Origin of the sequence: Geopsychrobacter electrodiphilus DSM 16401, assembly GCF_000384395.1 — a bacterium.
GTDB lineage: Bacteria > Desulfobacterota > Desulfuromonadia > Desulfuromonadales > Geopsychrobacteraceae > Geopsychrobacter > Geopsychrobacter electrodiphilus.
The window spans coordinates 1,494,186-1,510,562 of the sequence record NZ_ARWE01000001.1 but is presented as its reverse complement, the minus strand read 5'-3'; the positions used below and the strand labels follow the sequence as shown (position 1 = coordinate 1,510,562).

The window sequence follows — 16,377 nt, the reverse complement described above, 5'->3', positions numbered from 1 at the left end:
AAGTGAACAGACTTTATGAGTTATTTGATGGAGCATCCGGAGGAACACCTGCGCCTCGAAAAAAAAACTGAAGCGGGCCAGGTCATACGCCAGGCAATATGGGCTGGAATTAAACCCGGCATGCATGTTCTCGATGCAGGCTGTGGTGTCGGAAAAACAACCGCTATTCTGAAAGATGTTGTCGGCGATGACGGCCGGGTAACGGGCCTGGACTTTTCCCCTTCACGCATCGATAAAGCGCGTACCACATATAGTGCGCCTGGGGTTAATTTCATTGAGCATGATCTGCAGACGCCATTTCTTTCTACGGATTCTTTTGATGCGGTTTGGATCCGTTTTGTACTCGAATATTTCCTTGATGATCCGCTAGCGATTATCAAGAATGTCATTCACAGTCTCAAACCGGGTGGGCTGTTGATTATCGCGGACCTGGACAATAACTGTCTAACGCACTTCGGGCATCCGGAGCGTCTGGAAAGAACCATTCAGGACATCCTTTTCTGCCTACAGAAAAATCGTAATTTTGATCCTTATGCCGGGCGTAAACTTTATGCTCACATGACAGATTTGAATTTCAACGACATCAACGTCGCCCTTGAAGCACACCATCTTTTCTTTGGGGAACTCAACCCCGTAGATAGCGAAAACTGGCTGAGTAAAATCGAAATAGCCGTAAAAAACTCTGGTTGCCGGTTCGAAGAATATGCCGGAGACTTCGATGCCTGTATCGAAGAGTTTAAACAGTATTTTTTTGACCCTCGCCGGTTCATTTACACACCGCTTATCATTGTCAGAGGGACAAAACCCCTTGATTAATCACTAGAACCTTGTCGAACTATGTGGGATGAAGCTAAAATTCGGCTATTCAGGCACCGACCTTGACTCGCTTGCAGGCTCATAGTTGTAACTATGGGGCAAAAAGGTGCCGAGATATGTGCCAAACAGCTGGATTAGCAGCTAAATTATGAATAGGACGACAGGTTCCTGGCTGTTTTGTTTTTTCTAATGATTTGTTGTCTTTTAATTGGATGCCTATGTCAATTGTTTTGGTCCCTGAAGAATCCCCGGAGCGGAAGGAGGGCAGATCTGTCTCAAAAAAACGCCTGACCGATCGTGTCAACCGACTGAATTTCCTTGATAAAGCCATCATTATTCTTTTTTCACATCCCAAGTATGGCCACAAGATCACCGTTACTGCTGATCCCCTGCCCTGCAACGGCGAGATTTTTGAAGTTCGCTGGCGTGAGGGTCTTCCAGATAATATTTCTCAGTATAAAATTACCAGTATCGTGTTACCCGGCGCACCCGAAGCCTTATCCTTCACGGCTGAAAACCCAACCCTCTCCGCCGCAGGGCTTTGCTGTTCGTTGCCTCCGCAAGGCGTTTCACTTTTTGAACGTCAATTCTCACGCGTACAGGTCCCTGCCGGGATAAAGGCCACTATCTCCCAACATAGTATTTGTTTCGAGGGGATTTTAAGTGATTTTTCCGCCCACACCCTCTGTGTGAAGATCAAAATTGACAAGCCCAACAGTCGCTACTGGATTACCCCCGAGCGGCCAGTCCAACTGACACTGGAAACACAACACGAGGTTATTTTTAGCGGTGGCATGAAGATTATTCGCAGTAGGTTAAGTCCAGACAACCTTTTATTCGTTTTGGAACCACTGGAATTAAACACCCCCAGATTTGAAACCAAACATTATCGCTCCGTCCGGATGTGTCTCATTCCGGAACCGAGTCTTGCCCTGCTGCATCCCTTGACGGGTCGCCGCGTTGAATTGAATGTTGTCAATTTATCCGGGCTTGGAATGTGCGTCGAAGAGTTGCCAGCACAGGCCATGCTGCTGCCGGGGATGATCCTGCCGAAGATGCACCTTCAACTGGGGGCCGTAGCGATTCCCTGCAAGGGGCAGGTTGTCTATCGCGCAGAGCCCACGGACAACACCAGGCAGGCGCGGTGTGGAATCGCTCTGCTTGAAATCGAGACAATGAACCACCTGCGCCTCCTCTCCATGCTGCAACGAGCTCGGAACCGGAATGCTCACCTGAGCGCCGTGGTCGACGTTGAATCCTTGTGGGAGTTTTTGTTTGAAACCGGCTTCATCTACCCGTCAAAATATCTGCAACTGGCCAAACGCAAAGAAGATTTCAAGGAGACGCTGCAAAAAACCTACACGGAGCAAACTTCCATTTCACGGCATTTCACTTTTCAGGCCGATGGTCAAATCCAAGCCCACCTGTCAGCCGTCAGACTTTATGAACGAACCTGGTTCAAGCAACATCACGCAGCCAAGCGTTCAGGAAAACACGCCGTCGGCTTTGAGGTCATTCTGCAATTGGCTGAATATTTCTACAATGCCTTCTCGCTAAGCAATGAAAAAATTGGCTATATAGCAGGTATTTATCGCCCCGAAAATCGTTTTCCCACGCGCTGCTTCAGCGGGGCTGTCAAGCACCTGAAAAATCAGAAAGCGGCAAGTCTCGATCTTTTTGCCTATTTCAATTTTATTCCCGAAATTAAGGATCAATGGGCCTGGCCCGACATCCAGGTCGAATGGCAACTGGTGCAGACAACCAAAGGGGACCTGGTTGAGTTGAATGGATTTTATGAGCAGGTTTCCGGGGGGTGTATGACCGATGCACTGGATTTGAAACCTGAAATGCTTGGCCGCAAGGTCGTTGAGGAAGAATATCAGGCACTGGGAATGACGAGGCGACGTCATCTCTATTCTATCAAACGCGAGCAGGAACTGATGGCGGTCATCGAACTGCACGAATCAAACACGAGTCTCTCCCTCTCCCGAATGGATCAGGTGGTATTATGTTACGTTCTCGACGACGCCCTCCCCTCGACACAGTTAAAAGTTATGTTGAAGAGTCTCTCCACAAAGTTCAATCTGGATAATCCGCCACTGATGATATATCCTCAAGACTACGCTTCCAGCCACGGCCTCAAGGCTGACAAAAAATATCAAATGATGATCTTGAATATGCTCCATATCGAGGAATATATGCACTTTCTTAACAACTTAACAACACCCCGTAGCAGCGATTAACCCAAACAAATAAACTCCACGTATACAGGAGGGAATTTAAATGAAAAAAATCTATCTTGCTCTGTTGCTGTTCACGTTTACTGCCGGAAACCTGTACGCTTCAGGCTTTGGGGTCTTTACCCAGGGCGCAAATGGGTTGGGACAGGGGAATGCGGTCACCGCTCATGTGACAGGCCCATCGAGTCTATATTTTAATCCGGCATTATTGCCGCAGTTAGCCGGAACACAGATCGAACTGGGAACGACCTTGATCTACGCTAAACGAGAGTTTATTAGCGACCTGAGCGGCTTGACGGAAAAAGGTGAAAGTTCAGCAAAATTTCCCAGCACCTTTTACGCAACCCACCAGTTCAACGATCAATTAAGTGCCGGTCTGGGAATATTTTTCCCGTTTGGGCTCACAACGGAATGGGGAACAAACTGGGAGGGTCGTTACATTGCGACCAAATCCGAGCTGTCGACCACAAATTTCAACCCTGTGCTTGCCTACCAACTGAATGACCAGCTCTCGGTAGCGGCAGGCCTTGATATCCTTTACCTTGATGCGACGCTGGAGCGCCAGGTCAACTCCACAGGGATCGGTTTTCTAATCAACCCACCAGGTGGATTTGGGCTACTCCCCGATGCCAGCCAAAAGTTTTCAGGCGACGGCTGGGGGCTGGGCTACAATTTAGGGCTGCTTGCCAACATCACTGACACGCTCTCGTTCGGCGCCAGCTATCGCAGCCAGATCGAGGTCAAGGTTGATGGCGACCTTAGTTTCTCAATCCCAACCGGGGCAGCGCCCCTGAATGCAGTCCTGAACAATACGACCGGTAACTCAACCCTTCAATTGCCTCAGCAAGCCAGTGTTGGTTTGGCGTGGGACGCCTCGAAACAACTTACGGTAGAGTTGGGAGCCCGCTGGGAAGGGTGGAGTTCAACCCACGATATAAGCATAAACTTGGACCAACCGGTTCTAGGTCAAACGGCCGACGTAACACAGCGTGAGTGGAAGGATTCCTGGGCATTTAACCTCGGCGGGGAATATCAAGTGAATAAAATCCTGGCCTTACGCGCGGGTTACCTCTACAGCAAAAACCCGGTCCCTGATAACACGTTTGAGCCCTCCATCCCGGATGCTGATGCCCAGCTGTTTACACTCGGGACCGGCCTGACCTTCGGCCCCTGGGGGATTGATCTGGCCTATGGCTTTGAGCACCACAAAGACCGCAACAAAACCAATGGGATAGGAGCGACAACAGGTGCTACCGCAAATGGAAAATACTCAGCCAATGTTCATCTAGCGGCAGTCAGTATCGGCTACAGGTTTTAAAACCCGGGCTGATAGATCAGGTTAGCTGAAAAGAAAACGGCCTCGCATAATCGCAAGGCCGTTTTCTTTTTGTTCTGCAGGATTCATCAGGTCACATCCCGTTTAACGTCCGCATGGTCTCGTCCAACATCTGCAGCGCCTGCATCGTCGCCTGATATAGAAACCAGCTCAGAATCAGGGTTACGACCGATATGCCGACTTTCCAGGCCACCGATGTCTGTGGCCGCATCCAGACCAGAGGCAGTGCCAGTGGTCCAACAAAACCGATAGCGATCACAATAAAGGCCTTGCGCAGATACCAGGGGCTACTCGTCTCCCTCGAAAATGGAGGTCTTGAACCCTCAAGAAACTCGCCGCAATGCTTACATTTAAGCGCGGCATCCAGGATTTCTTCGGCACAAAAGGGGCAATTTTTCATCGATGCAACTCCGGGTCGTAAAGCCTGATGCCCTGCGATAGCATATTTAATCTCAGTGCCCTCGGACTACTGAGGTCGGTCGCGCACTCTGCGGACGACGGCGGGAGGCCGGCTTGTTATATGTTCTGGCTGCCCCACCAGCCCCCTCGGACCGAGGTCCCTTACCCCCGGTGGGTTTGCTCGATTTGAAAGATTTTGGCGGGCGGGTTGCCTGTGCCTCCTTGGGGGGCGCGGCGGCAGAATAGTCAAAATCGCTCAATGTGTGGCGCAGGATCTGTTTGCCGAGGGTCCTTTCGATAGCACGCACCATCTGAGTGTCCTCTCCGGCAATCATCGTAAACGCTTCTCCGGTACGCGCAGCGCGTCCGGTCCGACCGATGCGGTGGATATAGGCTTCCGGCGTATCAGGGATATCAAAATTGACCACATGCGATATCTGACTGACATCAATCCCGCGAGCGGCGATATCGGTCGCAACAAGAATCTGAACACTGCCATCACGAAAGCCGTTCAGGGCCGCCTGACGTCGATTCTGCGATAGATTCCCCTGCAGGGAAGCGGCCTTGTAACCAACCTTGCTCAGTTTTTCACCGAGGCGTTTGGCGCGGTGCTTGGTGCGAGTAAAGACCAATACAGATTCTGTGCTGGTCTGCTTGAGCAGGTGTAACAGCAGGTCAGTCTTTAAATGCTGTGCGACCGGGTAGAGTGCATGACTCACGGTTTGCGGCGGGGCGATCATATCGACCTGCACGGTTTCAGGATTGGTTAAAACCTCCTGAGCCAACTTGAGAATCTCCTTCGGCATAGTCGCCGAGAAGAGCAGTGTCTGGCGTTTGGTCGAGAGCCGCTTGACGATCTTGCGGATATCGGGAAGAAACCCCATGTCGAACATACGGTCGGCTTCATCCAGTACCAGCACTTCAACCTGACTGAGATTAATCGTCCGTTGCTGGATATGGTCGAGCAGGCGCCCGGGGCAGGCCACGACAATCTCTACCCCGCGTCTGAGTTTTTGAATCTGCGGGTTGATACTGACCCCGCCATAAACAGTCATGCTCCGCAACCCGGTCTGTTTCCCAAGGGCGATAACGGTCTCGTTGATCTGCTCGGCAAGTTCGCGGGTCGGGGCTACGATTAAAGCACGCACTTTGCCACGCTCGCCCTGCAACAGCCGCTGCAACATCGGCAGCACAAAGGCTGCCGTTTTCCCGGTCCCGGTTTGGGCCAGGCCCATAACATCACGTCCCAGCATCACCGGTGGCATCGCCTGCGCCTGAATCGGGGTCGGGGTGCTATACCCTGCGGCGCTGATACCAGCCGCAATATTAGGATGAAAATTAAAACTGTTAAACTCCATAAAACCTTCTTGTTCTTTCTATTGGTATCTATTCAGCACCAGGACGCTATTGCTCCGCATCCAGGTTGCAGCTGCTGCTTGCGGGATGTTGATTGACAACGTTGAACGCAGGCAATGGCGACAGACCAGATGCTGTCGCTGATATGCTGAACAGTTACAATGTTTATACGATACACGCAAAAAAGCCCACGGTCGAATACCGGGGCTTAAGATGTTATCGTTTCTTTTTCCGAGGTACAGCTGATTCGCCAAAGTACCAGCCCCAGCCCTCTGCTGTCAAGTAAGGGCCGCGCAACTAATCTCGGGAAGACTGTCCCAATGGGCTTCAAAGATGGCGGCTCCTGCCCTGTAGGAAGTAAATGCTAATTTACTTCCTGCAGGTGAAAATCGGAAAAGCTCAAAAAATAGTGAGCACAAAATGGGCACAAAAAGAAAAGGGTTTAGCCATATATGGCGAAACCCTTTTCTTTTAATGGTGGGCGTTCGGGGGATCGAACCCCGGACCACTGCCGTGTGAAGGCAGTGCTCTCCCCCTGAGCTAAACGCCCTGAATTGGATGGTCTTTATATCAATATCGCTCAAGACTGTCAACCGGCGACTCGTCTGAAGATCGACTTTTCATTTATCAAGTCGCATCACTCGGACATCGGCTTCGGCATGCAGGACGCCATCAATTTCGATGCGTGAAGCAACCTTATAGATGCGCCGCCGGACCTCTGTGATCTGGCCGGACAGTAGAATCAGACTAGCGACCGGTACCGGCTTGCGATAACGAACGTTGATTTCAGCTGTAACGAATTGTTCTCCCTTGCCGCGACAGGCGTAGATTGCCACCTCGTCAAGCAAGGTCGCTAAAATGCCTCCGTGGATGACACCCTGCCAGCCCTGAAAGCGTTGATCCAATTGCAGCAAGCTGGTCGCGCGACCCAGTTCGGCATCAATCGAAAAGCTCGCTTGAAGCCCGCTTGAGTTTTCGCTGCCACATACGAAACAACCTCGATCAGCCAGGACCTGTAGCTTCTCAGTTTCAGACAATTTTACGCCCTACCCCGGTATAGTCGAACCCGGACTCACGAATCAATCGGGGGTCGTATTGGTTCCGGCCATCAATAATGACATGTTGACGCATCAATCGCTTCATGGCATTGAGATCGGGATTTCGGAATGGCTTCCATTCGGTGACGAGCAACATCGCGTCGACCCCTTGCAGTGCGTCGTATTGATGATCAGTCAGGACCAGAGCTCCAGATTCAAACCACTCTGCAGGTAACTCCTTGCGTGCGGTTTCCATAGCGACAGGATCATAAGCCAGCACCCGTGCGCCGGCAGTTATCAATTCGGCGAGCAGGACCTTGGCCGGCGCTTCGCGCATGTCATCGGTGCCCGGCTTAAACGCCAACCCCCAGAGACCGAAGATTTTTCCAGAAAGATCACTCCCGAAGCGTTCTCTGACCTGAGCAGCGATCCAGCCCTTCTGGCTGAAATTACGATTTTCAACCGCCTTGAGTAAACCAGCTTCAAAATCTACCCCGTCGGCCATACGGATCAGGGCCTGCACATCCTTGGGGAAACAGGAACCTCCGTAGCCGCAACCCGGGTAGATAAACGACATGCCGATGCGCGAATCTGAACCGATCCCCTTACGTACGTTCTCAACATCAACCCCGAGCTTTTCGCACAGGTTGGCGATCTCGTTGATAAAGCTGATCTTGGTAGCCAGCATCGAGTTGGCGGCATACTTGGTCATCTCAGCGTCGCGAACGCCCATAAAAAGGGTACGCTCATGATTCCGGTTGAAGGGGGCATAGAGTTGCCGCATCAGCTCACATGCTTTTTCGCTGTCGCTGCCGATAACCACACGATCGGGTTTCATAAAATCTTCAATCGCAGCGCCCTCTTTGAGAAATTCAGGATTACTGACAACATCAAAGGTAATCGCCACTCTACGTTGGTCTAGCTCTGACTGGATCGTTTTACGTACCAGCTCGGCTGTACCGACCGGAACTGTCGACTTATCAACGATAACCGCGTAACGCTGAAGAAGCTGACCGATCTCGCGCGCAACCGATTGAACGTATTTGAGATCCGCTGAGCCATCTTCTCCCGGTGGAGTACCGACCGCGATAAAGAAGACCTCTGTGTTGGACATCCCATCAGCTAAGGAAGAGGTAAAGAGCAGTCTCCCCTCTTCTGCATTGCGCAACACCAATGGATCCAAACCCGGTTCATAAATTGGTAGTTTACCAAGTCTCAAGGCCTCAACCTTGGCTTTGTCCACATCGACACAAACGACGTTGTTCCCCATTTCGGCAAAGCAGGTACCAGTCACAAGTCCGACATAACCTGTTCCGACAACTGTTAAATTCATCAAATATCCCCTTTAGTATGGTTTTGCATATTTATGACCGTAGAAATTTAAACTGAATTGGCTGTTGGCGCAAGGTTGGATCAACACGACATCGGCGACTCTGGCGGGTAACCTTTTATATAATGAAGAAATTTTCAAGCCGTATAAAAAATGATGGGTTAACCGGAACGGTTAACCCATTGAGTTTATGGTGATCCCGCCCGGATTTGAACCGGGGGCCTGCCGCTTAGGAGGCGGCTGCTCTATCCAGCTGAGCTACGAGATCAAAGGTTTGGGGTTTATACAGGAACATGCCCAAAAAGACAAGATTCCTTAAGGAAAGAAGAGCACCGTGAAGATTTGGCTCAACACTGCAATACTCAAAATTTCAACAAACTATAAACCTTCCCATCTGGAAGCTTTTCGCGACCATGCAAAAATTCAAGTTCAGCCATAAAGGCACACTCGAAAATTTCAGCACCACAGTCATTCACCAAATCGACCACTGCTGCCATGGTGCCTCCCGTAGCGAGCAGATCATCGGCAATGATGACACGGTCGCCGGGCTTAAAAGCATCTTCATGAATCTCAAGGGTGTCGCGACCATACTCAAGCTCATAGCTGATACTGCGTGTTTTGGAGGGGAGTTTTCCCGGTTTGCGCACCAGGGTGATACCGGTCCCCAGTTTATAGGCCAGGGCAGAACCAAGAATAAACCCGCGCGCCTCAATCCCCACAATCTGATCTATTTTTTCACCGACATAGCGGTGAGCAATCAAATCAACCATACGATGAAAACTACGCGGATCAGCCAAAAGTGTGGTGATATCTTTGAAAACAATCCCTTTTTTTGGAAAATCAGGGATGTCGCGAATAATATCTTTAAGTTGGTCCATACTGCTGTTCTCCATTAAGCTCTGTTGTCAGAAGGGTGAATTAATCTTCATCAAACTCTTCGCCAGTTTTATCAGCCATGGCCTTGCGCAGTTTATTCAGGCTTTTAGCTTCAATCTGACGAATACGTTCACGGGTAACCCCGAACTGCTGACCGATCGTGTCAAGAGTCTGTGGCTCGCGATCATTAAGCCCGAAACGCAGCGCCAAAATTTCACGTTCGGTTTCAGAAAGGTCTTCCATCCATTCGAGCAATTGACTAAAACGATCCAAATCCTGGATAGTTGTTTCGGGATCAACCGCCGTTTTGTCTTCAATAGTATCGATCAAACTGTAATCGTTGTTCTCCCCCATGGGATGCTCGATCGAAAAAGTTTTTTTGACCAACACCTGCATGCGGCGAACATATTTCTCATCACATCCCATCGCAACAGCGATTTCGGCATGATTCGGTTCGCGTTTGAGACGTTGTACCAACTCGCGCGTTATTTTGACCAATTTGTTGATGTCATCGGCAACGTGGACAGGTAAACGGATTGTCCGACTCTGATTGACGAGGGCCCGTTCGATCGATTGGCGCACCCACCAGGTCGCGTATGTGGAAAAACGGCAGCCCTTACTGACCTTAAAGCGCTCGACGGCCTTGATCAGCCCCATATTCCCCTCTTCAATCAAATCCAGAAACGGAAGTCCGCGGTTCATGTAACGCTTGGCAATCTTCACAACCAGACGCAGATTTGATTCAATCATCCGGTCTCGCGCCGCCATGTCCCCCTGAGCGATAAGCCCGGCCAGATCGCGTTCATCCTGCGCAGTCAGCAGGGTCCCGCGCTGGATCTCTTTGAGATAGAGCTTTATTGCGTCGGCGGAGTGTTCACCTTCTTCATGCGCAAGTGTTACCTTGTCACCTGAATCCGAAGCTTTCTCATCGGATTCAGCCACCACGTTGAAACCATCGAAATCATTATCCGAGGCTTCAGGGTCACGACTCTCATCAAAATCAGACAGGTACTCGTTCATCGTCCCTCCCGGGTAAAAAGTAGCAGCAAGTGGTACATACTCATTAAGAAAATTACAAAACAGTCTCGAGTATAGAGTCTATTCAGGGCAAATACAAAATGGGGTCCACCGCATGCTTCCCAATTCGAACCTCGAAATGTAATCTGCCACTCTCCCCGTTAGGGGGGCGGCCGGAACTGGCAATCCGTTCTCCCTGGCTGACGAACTGCCCCTGACTGACATAATTTTTACTATTAAAACCGTAAACCGTAAAGAAATCATTTTCATGTTGCAAAATCATCAAATGTCCAAAGCCCTGGACGCCATTGCCACTATAAATTACCTTCCCTGCAGCTGCAGCTCTGACCATGCTCCCTTCTCTCGCGGCTATCTCAAGGCCCTTCCCGCCCCCTTTTCCCGGGACACCGAAAGCGCGCAATATCTTGCCACGTAAAGGCCAGTGCAGTTTAATCTTGACCTTGTTTGTTTTTATTGGGTTCAGATCTCGAGGAAGAGTCAGAGTTGAAGGCTTAGTAACCGAGATTGAGCTTGTACTTGTCTCATCCAGCGCTGGCGACTCTTTATTGGGCCCGATGATGTCAGCCTTGACAATTTTAACCGGTTTTACCGATGCTGAAACTGTCGCGGGAACGTACTTTGACTGGCTGGCACCAGGAATAAAAATTCTCGTTCCTATCCGGAGTTGAGAGGGATTGCTAATTCCATTGATCCTCGCCAGATAAGCTTCATCAACCCCGTAGGTCTTACTGATACGGTAGAGAGTTTGCCCCGGAGCAACCTGATGGTAGACTCCCTGCCCGACACAACCGTTCAAAAGCAGTACGAGTACCACAATCAACAGATATTGACTAAAAAGCATCCCCATCTGTCGAAAACATCGGCTGGTGTAATTCATAACCCCTTGGGTTTTCCCTCGAGTTTAAAGGGACGAAGAGTGTAGGTAAAATATCCAGATCGCCAATAATAACCACAAAAAGGAGTAGAACAATTAAGGTTAAGAGATCCAGGTAAAGTCCAATAAAAATCCGGCAGCAATGACTGTCCAGACACCCTACCACGCGAAGAACTTACCAACGTGTTAAAAATTCCAGGGCAATTCCAGAATTATTAAGTATAAAAAAATAAGTATGAAACGACCGGTTTCATATAAAAGCACTTCACGAAAATTCCCCCGCGACCAAGTCGAGCGCAGCTCAACTCAATCAAACAGGCGCGAGTCAGGAATCTAAAGAAAGAAGCAATCGCAAAGACTAACCCCTCAACACCTGTGGAGCATATGTCGTGTCAGCCGATGAAAGAATCCAACTGCGGCCAGGTTCAGCACAAAGGATGGGACATCCCTCTTCACTCAAAACCACCTAAATCATTTTGTTCACTGGCCTTCGTTCGGCCAACCCCGCTCCCCGATCAGAGGAACAAAGCGGCAATCCATGAGCTCTTCGCGAGTAAAGCTACCATCGATATTGCGACGCAAGCGCAATAAGACTTGTCGGTCAAGGGGCCCGACCGGAACGACCAAGGGAGCACCTACAGCAAGTTGATCGAGGAATTCGACCGGAATCTCCGGCCCTCCTGCGGTGACAATAATTCCATTAAAAGGGGCCTGGTCTTTCCAACCAATCGTGCCATCACCAACTTTAAGATTAATGTTGGTCAGACGAAGATGATCAAAAATACGCCGTGCACGGCTGGCAAGGATCGGAATACGTTCGATAGTGTAGATCCGGCTGACCAACTGCGCCAGGACTGCGGTCTGATAGCCCGAACCCGTGCCTATCTCCAGGATTCGCTCTCCTCCTTTTAACTCCAGCGCTGAGGTCATGGCGGCCACCATGAAAGGCTGCGAAATTGTCTGTTTTTCTCCGATCGGCAGGGTCGAATCAGAATAGGCATGCTGCCGGTAACCCTCATCGACAAAAAGGTGCCGGGGAGTTGCGCGCATCGCCCTCAAAACACCTTCATCAGTAATATTTCGCGCCTTTATCTGGTTTTCCACCATTCGGCGTCGGGCAACTGCATAGTCCATATAAACTAATCCAGAGTTCGCGAAAGGTCCCAATCCGCCATCTCTTTTAGGGCGACTTCGCTGGTCAAGCCTGTCCTCAGAGGTGTGATCGAAACCTGACCGGCTGCAACGGCGTTACAATCACTCCCGGGAATATTTTCAAACCCGGCAATTCCCCCGCCTATCCAGTAATAAATCCGTCCGCGAGGATCTGTTTTCTGAATAATCCCCTCCCCGTAATGTCTCTTCCCCTGACACGTCAAACAGATTCCATTGATTTCACCAGTAGGAATATTGACATTGAGAAAGGTACCCTCAGCCATTCCGATTATCAGAACCTGACGCACCAGATTGCGTGCGATAGTGCTCACACGGATCAAATCAGCATGAGTAAATTCGCGTGCGTCCAGCGAAAAAGCGATCGCGGGTATTCCCATCAAAGCTGCTTCCAGCGCAGCACAGACCGTCCCTGAATAGGTAATATCATCACCCATATTTGCACCCAGATTCACTCCTGACACCACAAGCAGGGGCTTCCCCTCAACGAGACCATGAACGCCAAGGTTAACGCAGTCGGTCGGGGTGCCATCGATCGAAAACACTCCGCGGCGGATCTCGTCGGCGCGCAAGGGGGAATCAAGGGTCAACGCATGGCCAATGGCGCTGCGATTACGATCCGGAGCGACAATAACGATCTGGTGAAATTCGGCAACTGCATCTGCTAGACAGGCCAGCCCGGGGGAATGAACGCCATCGTCGTTCGTCACCAGAATAAAACTCACGACAACCGCTCCCCTGCTTGCTCTTTCAGCAAATCACGCAGTTTTTTCAGGCGCTCAATGATACTCTCAATATTAACGAGGGAATGTTCTTCAGGGACAGCTAGCTTCTGCGAACTCTTTAACTTCTGGCGAGCGCCAGTTATAGTAAAGCCCTGTTGATAGAGTAATGACTTTATCAGCAGGGCCTGTTCGATATCTTCACGGCGATAAAGCCGTTGATTGGAACGGCTTTTGACCGGTTTCAGCGACTTGAACTCAGATTCCCAATAGCGCAGAACATGTGACTTAACGCCGACAAGCTCCGCAACTTCTCCGATCTTAAAAAAAATCTTGTCCGGAATCAGAACCGCCACCGCAGCCGCTTCAACTAGTCTTGATTGATGGAAGTTTTGAGAACCTGACTCGGTTTAAAGGTCAGGATACGTCGAGATGAAATTTCAATTTCATTCCCTGTTTGCGGATTCCGTCCGCGACGCGATGCCTTCTCCTTGACAACAAAGTTACCAAAACCGGCGATTTTGATTTTTTCGCCAATTTCAAGGGTTTCTTTCATCAGGTCGAAGACGAGCTCTACGATGGCCGCAGATTCTTTTTTCGAGAAACCGGTAGCCAGATAAACACTTTCAATCAGATCAGCCTTGGTCATGTTCCCTCCTGCGAAACATTGGCAGGTCCATCAATGCAACTACTATCTACTTGATATTTCAGGTTTTATATCACAGGGTTTGACTAGCCGCAATACCTTTTAACGAATTTCAGCAGCCAATTGATGACAGATCGAATTCACCAACTTACCGTGGGCCTTGGTCACATCCTCTTCCGTCAGGGTCTTTTCTGCCGAGCCATAACGTACCCTTAAAGCGAGGCTTTTCTTCCCTTCGGGAATACCCTTGCCGGTATAAACATCAAAGATTACAACGCTTTGCCCATATTTTCCTAAGTGGCGTCGGGCAACATTCAATACTTGTTCAGCCTCAATATCCGCCGCAAGCAGGAGAGCACTGTCACGATCAACCGCCGGAAATTTAGAAGGAAAATCAAAAACAACCTGCTTGATAGTCTGATTAAAGAGCAAATCCAGATTGAGATCAAAGATAAAAACGGTTTGATCGAGATTAAAATCCTTTTGAACCAGAGGATGAAGTTCACCAATGGAACCGAGCACTATTTTTCCACTTTTAACCAAAGCGGATTTCCCCGGGTGCAGATAGGGCTCACTTCTTTCACTGCTAAAAGTAAAGTCCTTGACTCCAAGTGTCATTAATATTTTTTCCAGGACCCCCTTGAGGTCATAAAAATCAACTGGCCGGATGCTGCTCGCCCAACCAACAGGTGCATTCCGTCCGGTAATCGCTGCGGTCAAATGAAGCTCCTGGCGACTACCACGTGTTCCTTCAGCAGTAAAAAAGACCGGTCGCAATTCATACATATGAAGATCATTGGAACGATAAGCAAGGTTCCTCGACAGCGTCTCGAGCATACTCGGCACCAGCGTTGTCCGCATGACGGCTTGATCTTCTGTCAGAGGGTTCATAATTTTAACCGGGCCAAGACGCGGATCGGGCTCTACGAGCCTCAAGCGGGCCGCCGTATCGACGGCAATAAAAGAATAATTGATAATTTCAGAGAAGCCCCAGCCAGCCATCAAATTTCGCAGCTTTGATTCCTGTTTCAACTCAATTTTAGAGAGTTGCGCCCCAAGGCTGGCGACTGGCATCGTTGGTGGAATGTTGTCGTAACCAAAAAGACGCGCCACCTCTTCGATCAGATCAACGTCCCGCTCAAGATCAGGGCGAAAGCTCGGCACACTGACATCGATGGATCCGTCTGGAACGACCGTCCCTGGAGCAACTGTCAAACCAATCCCCTCCAGCAGAGACATGATTTTGACAAGTTCGATCCGTGTTCCCAGCAACCTTTCGGATTTATCCGCCGTCAAATTAATTGTAACCTTCGGCAAAGGGGCCGGATAAGCATCTATCAGACCCGCAGCAATTTCTCCACCGGCCAATACGGCGATCAGACTCGCAGCACGATCAAGCGCGACCGGGATCATATCGATATCGGCACCGCGCTCAAAACGATGTGAGGATTCCGTATGCAAACCATGGCGTTTGCTGGTCCGACGGATCGAAATCGGGTTGAAATAGGCTGCCTCAAGCAGGACACAGGTCGTATCATCCTTCACTTCAGAGTTCAAGCCACCCATCACTCCTGCCATAGCCACAGAACGACTGCCATCACAGATCATCAAATCTTCAGCCGTCAGCGTATGCTCAGTCCCATCAAGAGTGGTAAACAACTCCCCCTCATCGGCGCGCTTGACAACGATCTTCCCGCCATCAAGATAGCGATAATCGAAGGCGTGCATCGGATGACCAAGTTCGAGCATGACATAGTTGGTAATATCGACAACGTTATTGATTGAACGCATGCCGACACTCTCGAGACGTTTTACCATCCAGTCGGGCGAAGCACCGATCTTGACATTCCGCACAAATCGGGCAGCGTAACGTGGACACCCCTGAGGATCGGCCAATTCGACGCTGGCTGAAGTCGTTATGTCATCACCAAACGCTTTAACTTCAGACACAGGCAAACGTAATGGCCTCGAGCACATCGCAGCGACTTCACGGGCAATACCAACAACGCTGAGACAATCTGGGCGGTTCGGCGTAAGACCAATTTCGAAGGCAGTATCCTTTAGCCCCAGGGCTTCAAATATAGGGGTCCCAAGTGCCAAGTTTGAGTCAAGGATCATGATCCCGGCCGATTCATTGGACAAGCCGAGTTCCTTTTCAGAACAGAGCATCCCCATTGATTCCTGACCACGAATTTTCGATTTCTTGATTTTAAAATCGCCGGGCAACGTCGATCCAGGTTGTGCCAGGGCGATGTAATCGCCGGCTTTATGATTGGTTGCGCCGCAGACAACCTGCACGAATTCATCACCGTTATTCACCTGGCAAACGGTCAGTCGATCAGCGTCAGGATGACGCTCAACCTGTTCGAGACGCGCAACGACAACAGTGTCAAGACCTTCGCCGATTGAGGTCATCCCCTCGACTTCAAGTCCAGCCATCGTCAAACGATGTGCCAAGTCTTGCGGTGAAAAATCAAAATCGACAAACTCTCTGAGCCAATTACAAGTGACAATCATTGGATCAACCTTTAAACGAA

15 protein-coding genes and 2 tRNA genes are annotated in these 16,377 nt (G+C 50.0%); 3 read left to right on the top strand and 14 right to left on the bottom strand.

All coding sequences use genetic code 11. The features are described from left to right. Positions 1–15: 15 nt before the first annotated feature. The 3 genes from D888_RS0107165 (at position 16) to D888_RS0107155 (ending at position 4,374) form a co-directional block, all read left to right on the top strand. Positions 16–816, top strand: coding sequence for a class I SAM-dependent methyltransferase (locus tag D888_RS0107165; RefSeq protein WP_020675869.1), 801 nt, complete (start codon positions 16–18; stop codon positions 814–816). 218 nt (positions 817–1,034) lie between these two features. After that, complete coding sequence (locus D888_RS0107160; protein ID WP_020675868.1) at positions 1,035–3,059, top strand: PilZ domain-containing protein; 2,025 nt, start codon at positions 1,035–1,037, stop codon at positions 3,057–3,059. Positions 3,060–3,099: 40 nt separating this feature from the next. Beyond that, positions 3,100–4,374 carry an OmpP1/FadL family transporter gene (locus D888_RS0107155; protein WP_020675867.1) on the top strand — a complete coding sequence of 425 codons (1,275 nt, stop codon included), beginning with the start codon at positions 3,100–3,102 and terminating at the stop codon, positions 4,372–4,374. A gap of 91 nt (positions 4,375–4,465) precedes the next feature. On the opposite strand, the gene D888_RS0107150 is transcribed toward D888_RS0107155, so the two are convergent. From D888_RS0107150 to pheT, 14 genes are all read right to left on the bottom strand, one after another. After that, entirely contained in the window at positions 4,466–4,792 is a 327-nt protein-coding gene (locus D888_RS0107150) for a zinc ribbon domain-containing protein (protein ID WP_020675866.1), read from the bottom strand. 52 nt (positions 4,793–4,844) lie between these two features. Next, positions 4,845–6,149, bottom strand: a complete 1,305-nt coding sequence (locus D888_RS0107145) for a DEAD/DEAH box helicase (RefSeq protein ID WP_020675865.1) — start codon at positions 6,147–6,149, stop codon at positions 4,845–4,847. A 473-nt stretch (positions 6,150–6,622) separates the two neighbouring features. Continuing rightward, positions 6,623–6,697: transfer RNA gene (locus tag D888_RS0107135), tRNA-Val, on the bottom strand. 70 nt (positions 6,698–6,767) lie between these two features. Further along, complete coding sequence (locus D888_RS0107130) at positions 6,768–7,184, bottom strand: PaaI family thioesterase (RefSeq protein WP_020675863.1); 417 nt, start codon at positions 7,182–7,184, stop codon at positions 6,768–6,770. Beyond that, complete coding sequence (locus D888_RS0107125; RefSeq protein ID WP_020675862.1) at positions 7,177–8,517, bottom strand: UDP-glucose dehydrogenase family protein; 1,341 nt, start codon at positions 8,515–8,517, stop codon at positions 7,177–7,179. Before D888_RS0107125 ends, D888_RS0107130 begins: the two co-directional genes overlap by 8 nt. Positions 8,518–8,705: 188 nt before the next feature. After that, positions 8,706–8,782 (bottom strand) — tRNA-Arg (locus D888_RS0107120). A 94-nt stretch (positions 8,783–8,876) separates the two neighbouring features. Beyond that, complete coding sequence (locus D888_RS0107115) at positions 8,877–9,392, bottom strand: adenine phosphoribosyltransferase (protein WP_020675861.1); 516 nt, start codon at positions 9,390–9,392, stop codon at positions 8,877–8,879. A gap of 40 nt (positions 9,393–9,432) precedes the next feature. Beyond that, complete coding sequence (locus D888_RS0107110) at positions 9,433–10,410, bottom strand: sigma-70 family RNA polymerase sigma factor (RefSeq protein WP_020675860.1); 978 nt, start codon at positions 10,408–10,410, stop codon at positions 9,433–9,435. 82 nt (positions 10,411–10,492) lie between these two features. Continuing rightward, the gene (locus D888_RS20925; RefSeq protein ID WP_083928800.1) at positions 10,493–11,305 is read right to left on the bottom strand and encodes a M23 family metallopeptidase; all 813 of its coding nucleotides are present in this window, start codon (positions 11,303–11,305) and stop codon (positions 10,493–10,495) included. A gap of 477 nt (positions 11,306–11,782) precedes the next feature. Next, positions 11,783–12,436: a protein-L-isoaspartate(D-aspartate) O-methyltransferase gene (locus tag D888_RS0107100; protein ID WP_020675858.1), complete on the bottom strand. Its 654-nt coding sequence runs from the start codon at positions 12,434–12,436 to the stop codon at positions 11,783–11,785. Between the two features lie 5 nt (positions 12,437–12,441). Next, positions 12,442–13,197 carry a 5'/3'-nucleotidase SurE gene (gene surE / locus D888_RS0107095; protein WP_020675857.1) on the bottom strand — a complete coding sequence of 252 codons (756 nt, stop codon included), beginning with the start codon at positions 13,195–13,197 and terminating at the stop codon, positions 12,442–12,444. Next, positions 13,194–13,550 carry a MerR family transcriptional regulator gene (locus D888_RS0107090; protein ID WP_020675856.1) on the bottom strand — a complete coding sequence of 119 codons (357 nt, stop codon included), beginning with the start codon at positions 13,548–13,550 and terminating at the stop codon, positions 13,194–13,196. Before D888_RS0107090 ends, surE begins: the two co-directional genes overlap by 4 nt. Before the next feature lie 14 nt (positions 13,551–13,564). After that, the gene (locus tag D888_RS0107085; RefSeq protein ID WP_020675855.1) at positions 13,565–13,843 is read right to left on the bottom strand and encodes an integration host factor subunit alpha; all 279 of its coding nucleotides are present in this window, start codon (positions 13,841–13,843) and stop codon (positions 13,565–13,567) included. 99 nt (positions 13,844–13,942) lie between these two features. Continuing rightward, positions 13,943–16,357 carry a phenylalanine--tRNA ligase subunit beta gene (pheT, locus tag D888_RS0107080; RefSeq protein WP_020675854.1) on the bottom strand — a complete coding sequence of 805 codons (2,415 nt, stop codon included), beginning with the start codon at positions 16,355–16,357 and terminating at the stop codon, positions 13,943–13,945. Positions 16,358–16,377: the final 20 nt, after the last annotated feature.

What these genes read in the sequence shown, in the direction of transcription:
- D888_RS0107165 (WP_020675869.1), top strand. Translation starts at nt 16, where the DNA reads ATGAGTTATTTGATGGAGCATCCGGAGGAACACCTGCGCCTCGAAAAA.
- D888_RS0107160 (WP_020675868.1), top strand. Translation starts at nt 1,035, where the DNA reads ATGTCAATTGTTTTGGTCCCTGAAGAATCCCCGGAGCGGAAGGAGGGC.
- D888_RS0107155 (WP_020675867.1), top strand. Translation starts at nt 3,100, where the DNA reads ATGAAAAAAATCTATCTTGCTCTGTTGCTGTTCACGTTTACTGCCGGA.
- D888_RS0107150 (WP_020675866.1), bottom strand. Translation starts at nt 4,792, where the DNA reads ATGAAAAATTGCCCCTTTTGTGCCGAAGAAATCCTGGATGCCGCGCTT.
- D888_RS0107145 (WP_020675865.1), bottom strand. Translation starts at nt 6,149, where the DNA reads ATGGAGTTTAACAGTTTTAATTTTCATCCTAATATTGCGGCTGGTATC.
- D888_RS0107125 (WP_020675862.1), bottom strand. Translation starts at nt 8,517, where the DNA reads ATGAATTTAACAGTTGTCGGAACAGGTTATGTCGGACTTGTGACTGGT.
- D888_RS0107115 (WP_020675861.1), bottom strand. Translation starts at nt 9,392, where the DNA reads ATGGACCAACTTAAAGATATTATTCGCGACATCCCTGATTTTCCAAAA.
- D888_RS0107110 (WP_020675860.1), bottom strand. Translation starts at nt 10,410, where the DNA reads ATGAACGAGTACCTGTCTGATTTTGATGAGAGTCGTGACCCTGAAGCC.
- D888_RS20925 (WP_083928800.1), bottom strand. Translation starts at nt 11,305, where the DNA reads ATGAATTACACCAGCCGATGTTTTCGACAGATGGGGATGCTTTTTAGT.
- D888_RS0107100 (WP_020675858.1), bottom strand. Translation starts at nt 12,436, where the DNA reads ATGGACTATGCAGTTGCCCGACGCCGAATGGTGGAAAACCAGATAAAG.
- D888_RS0107085 (WP_020675855.1), bottom strand. Translation starts at nt 13,843, where the DNA reads ATGACCAAGGCTGATCTGATTGAAAGTGTTTATCTGGCTACCGGTTTC.
- pheT (WP_020675854.1), bottom strand. Translation starts at nt 16,357, where the DNA reads ATGATTGTCACTTGTAATTGGCTCAGAGAGTTTGTCGATTTTGATTTT.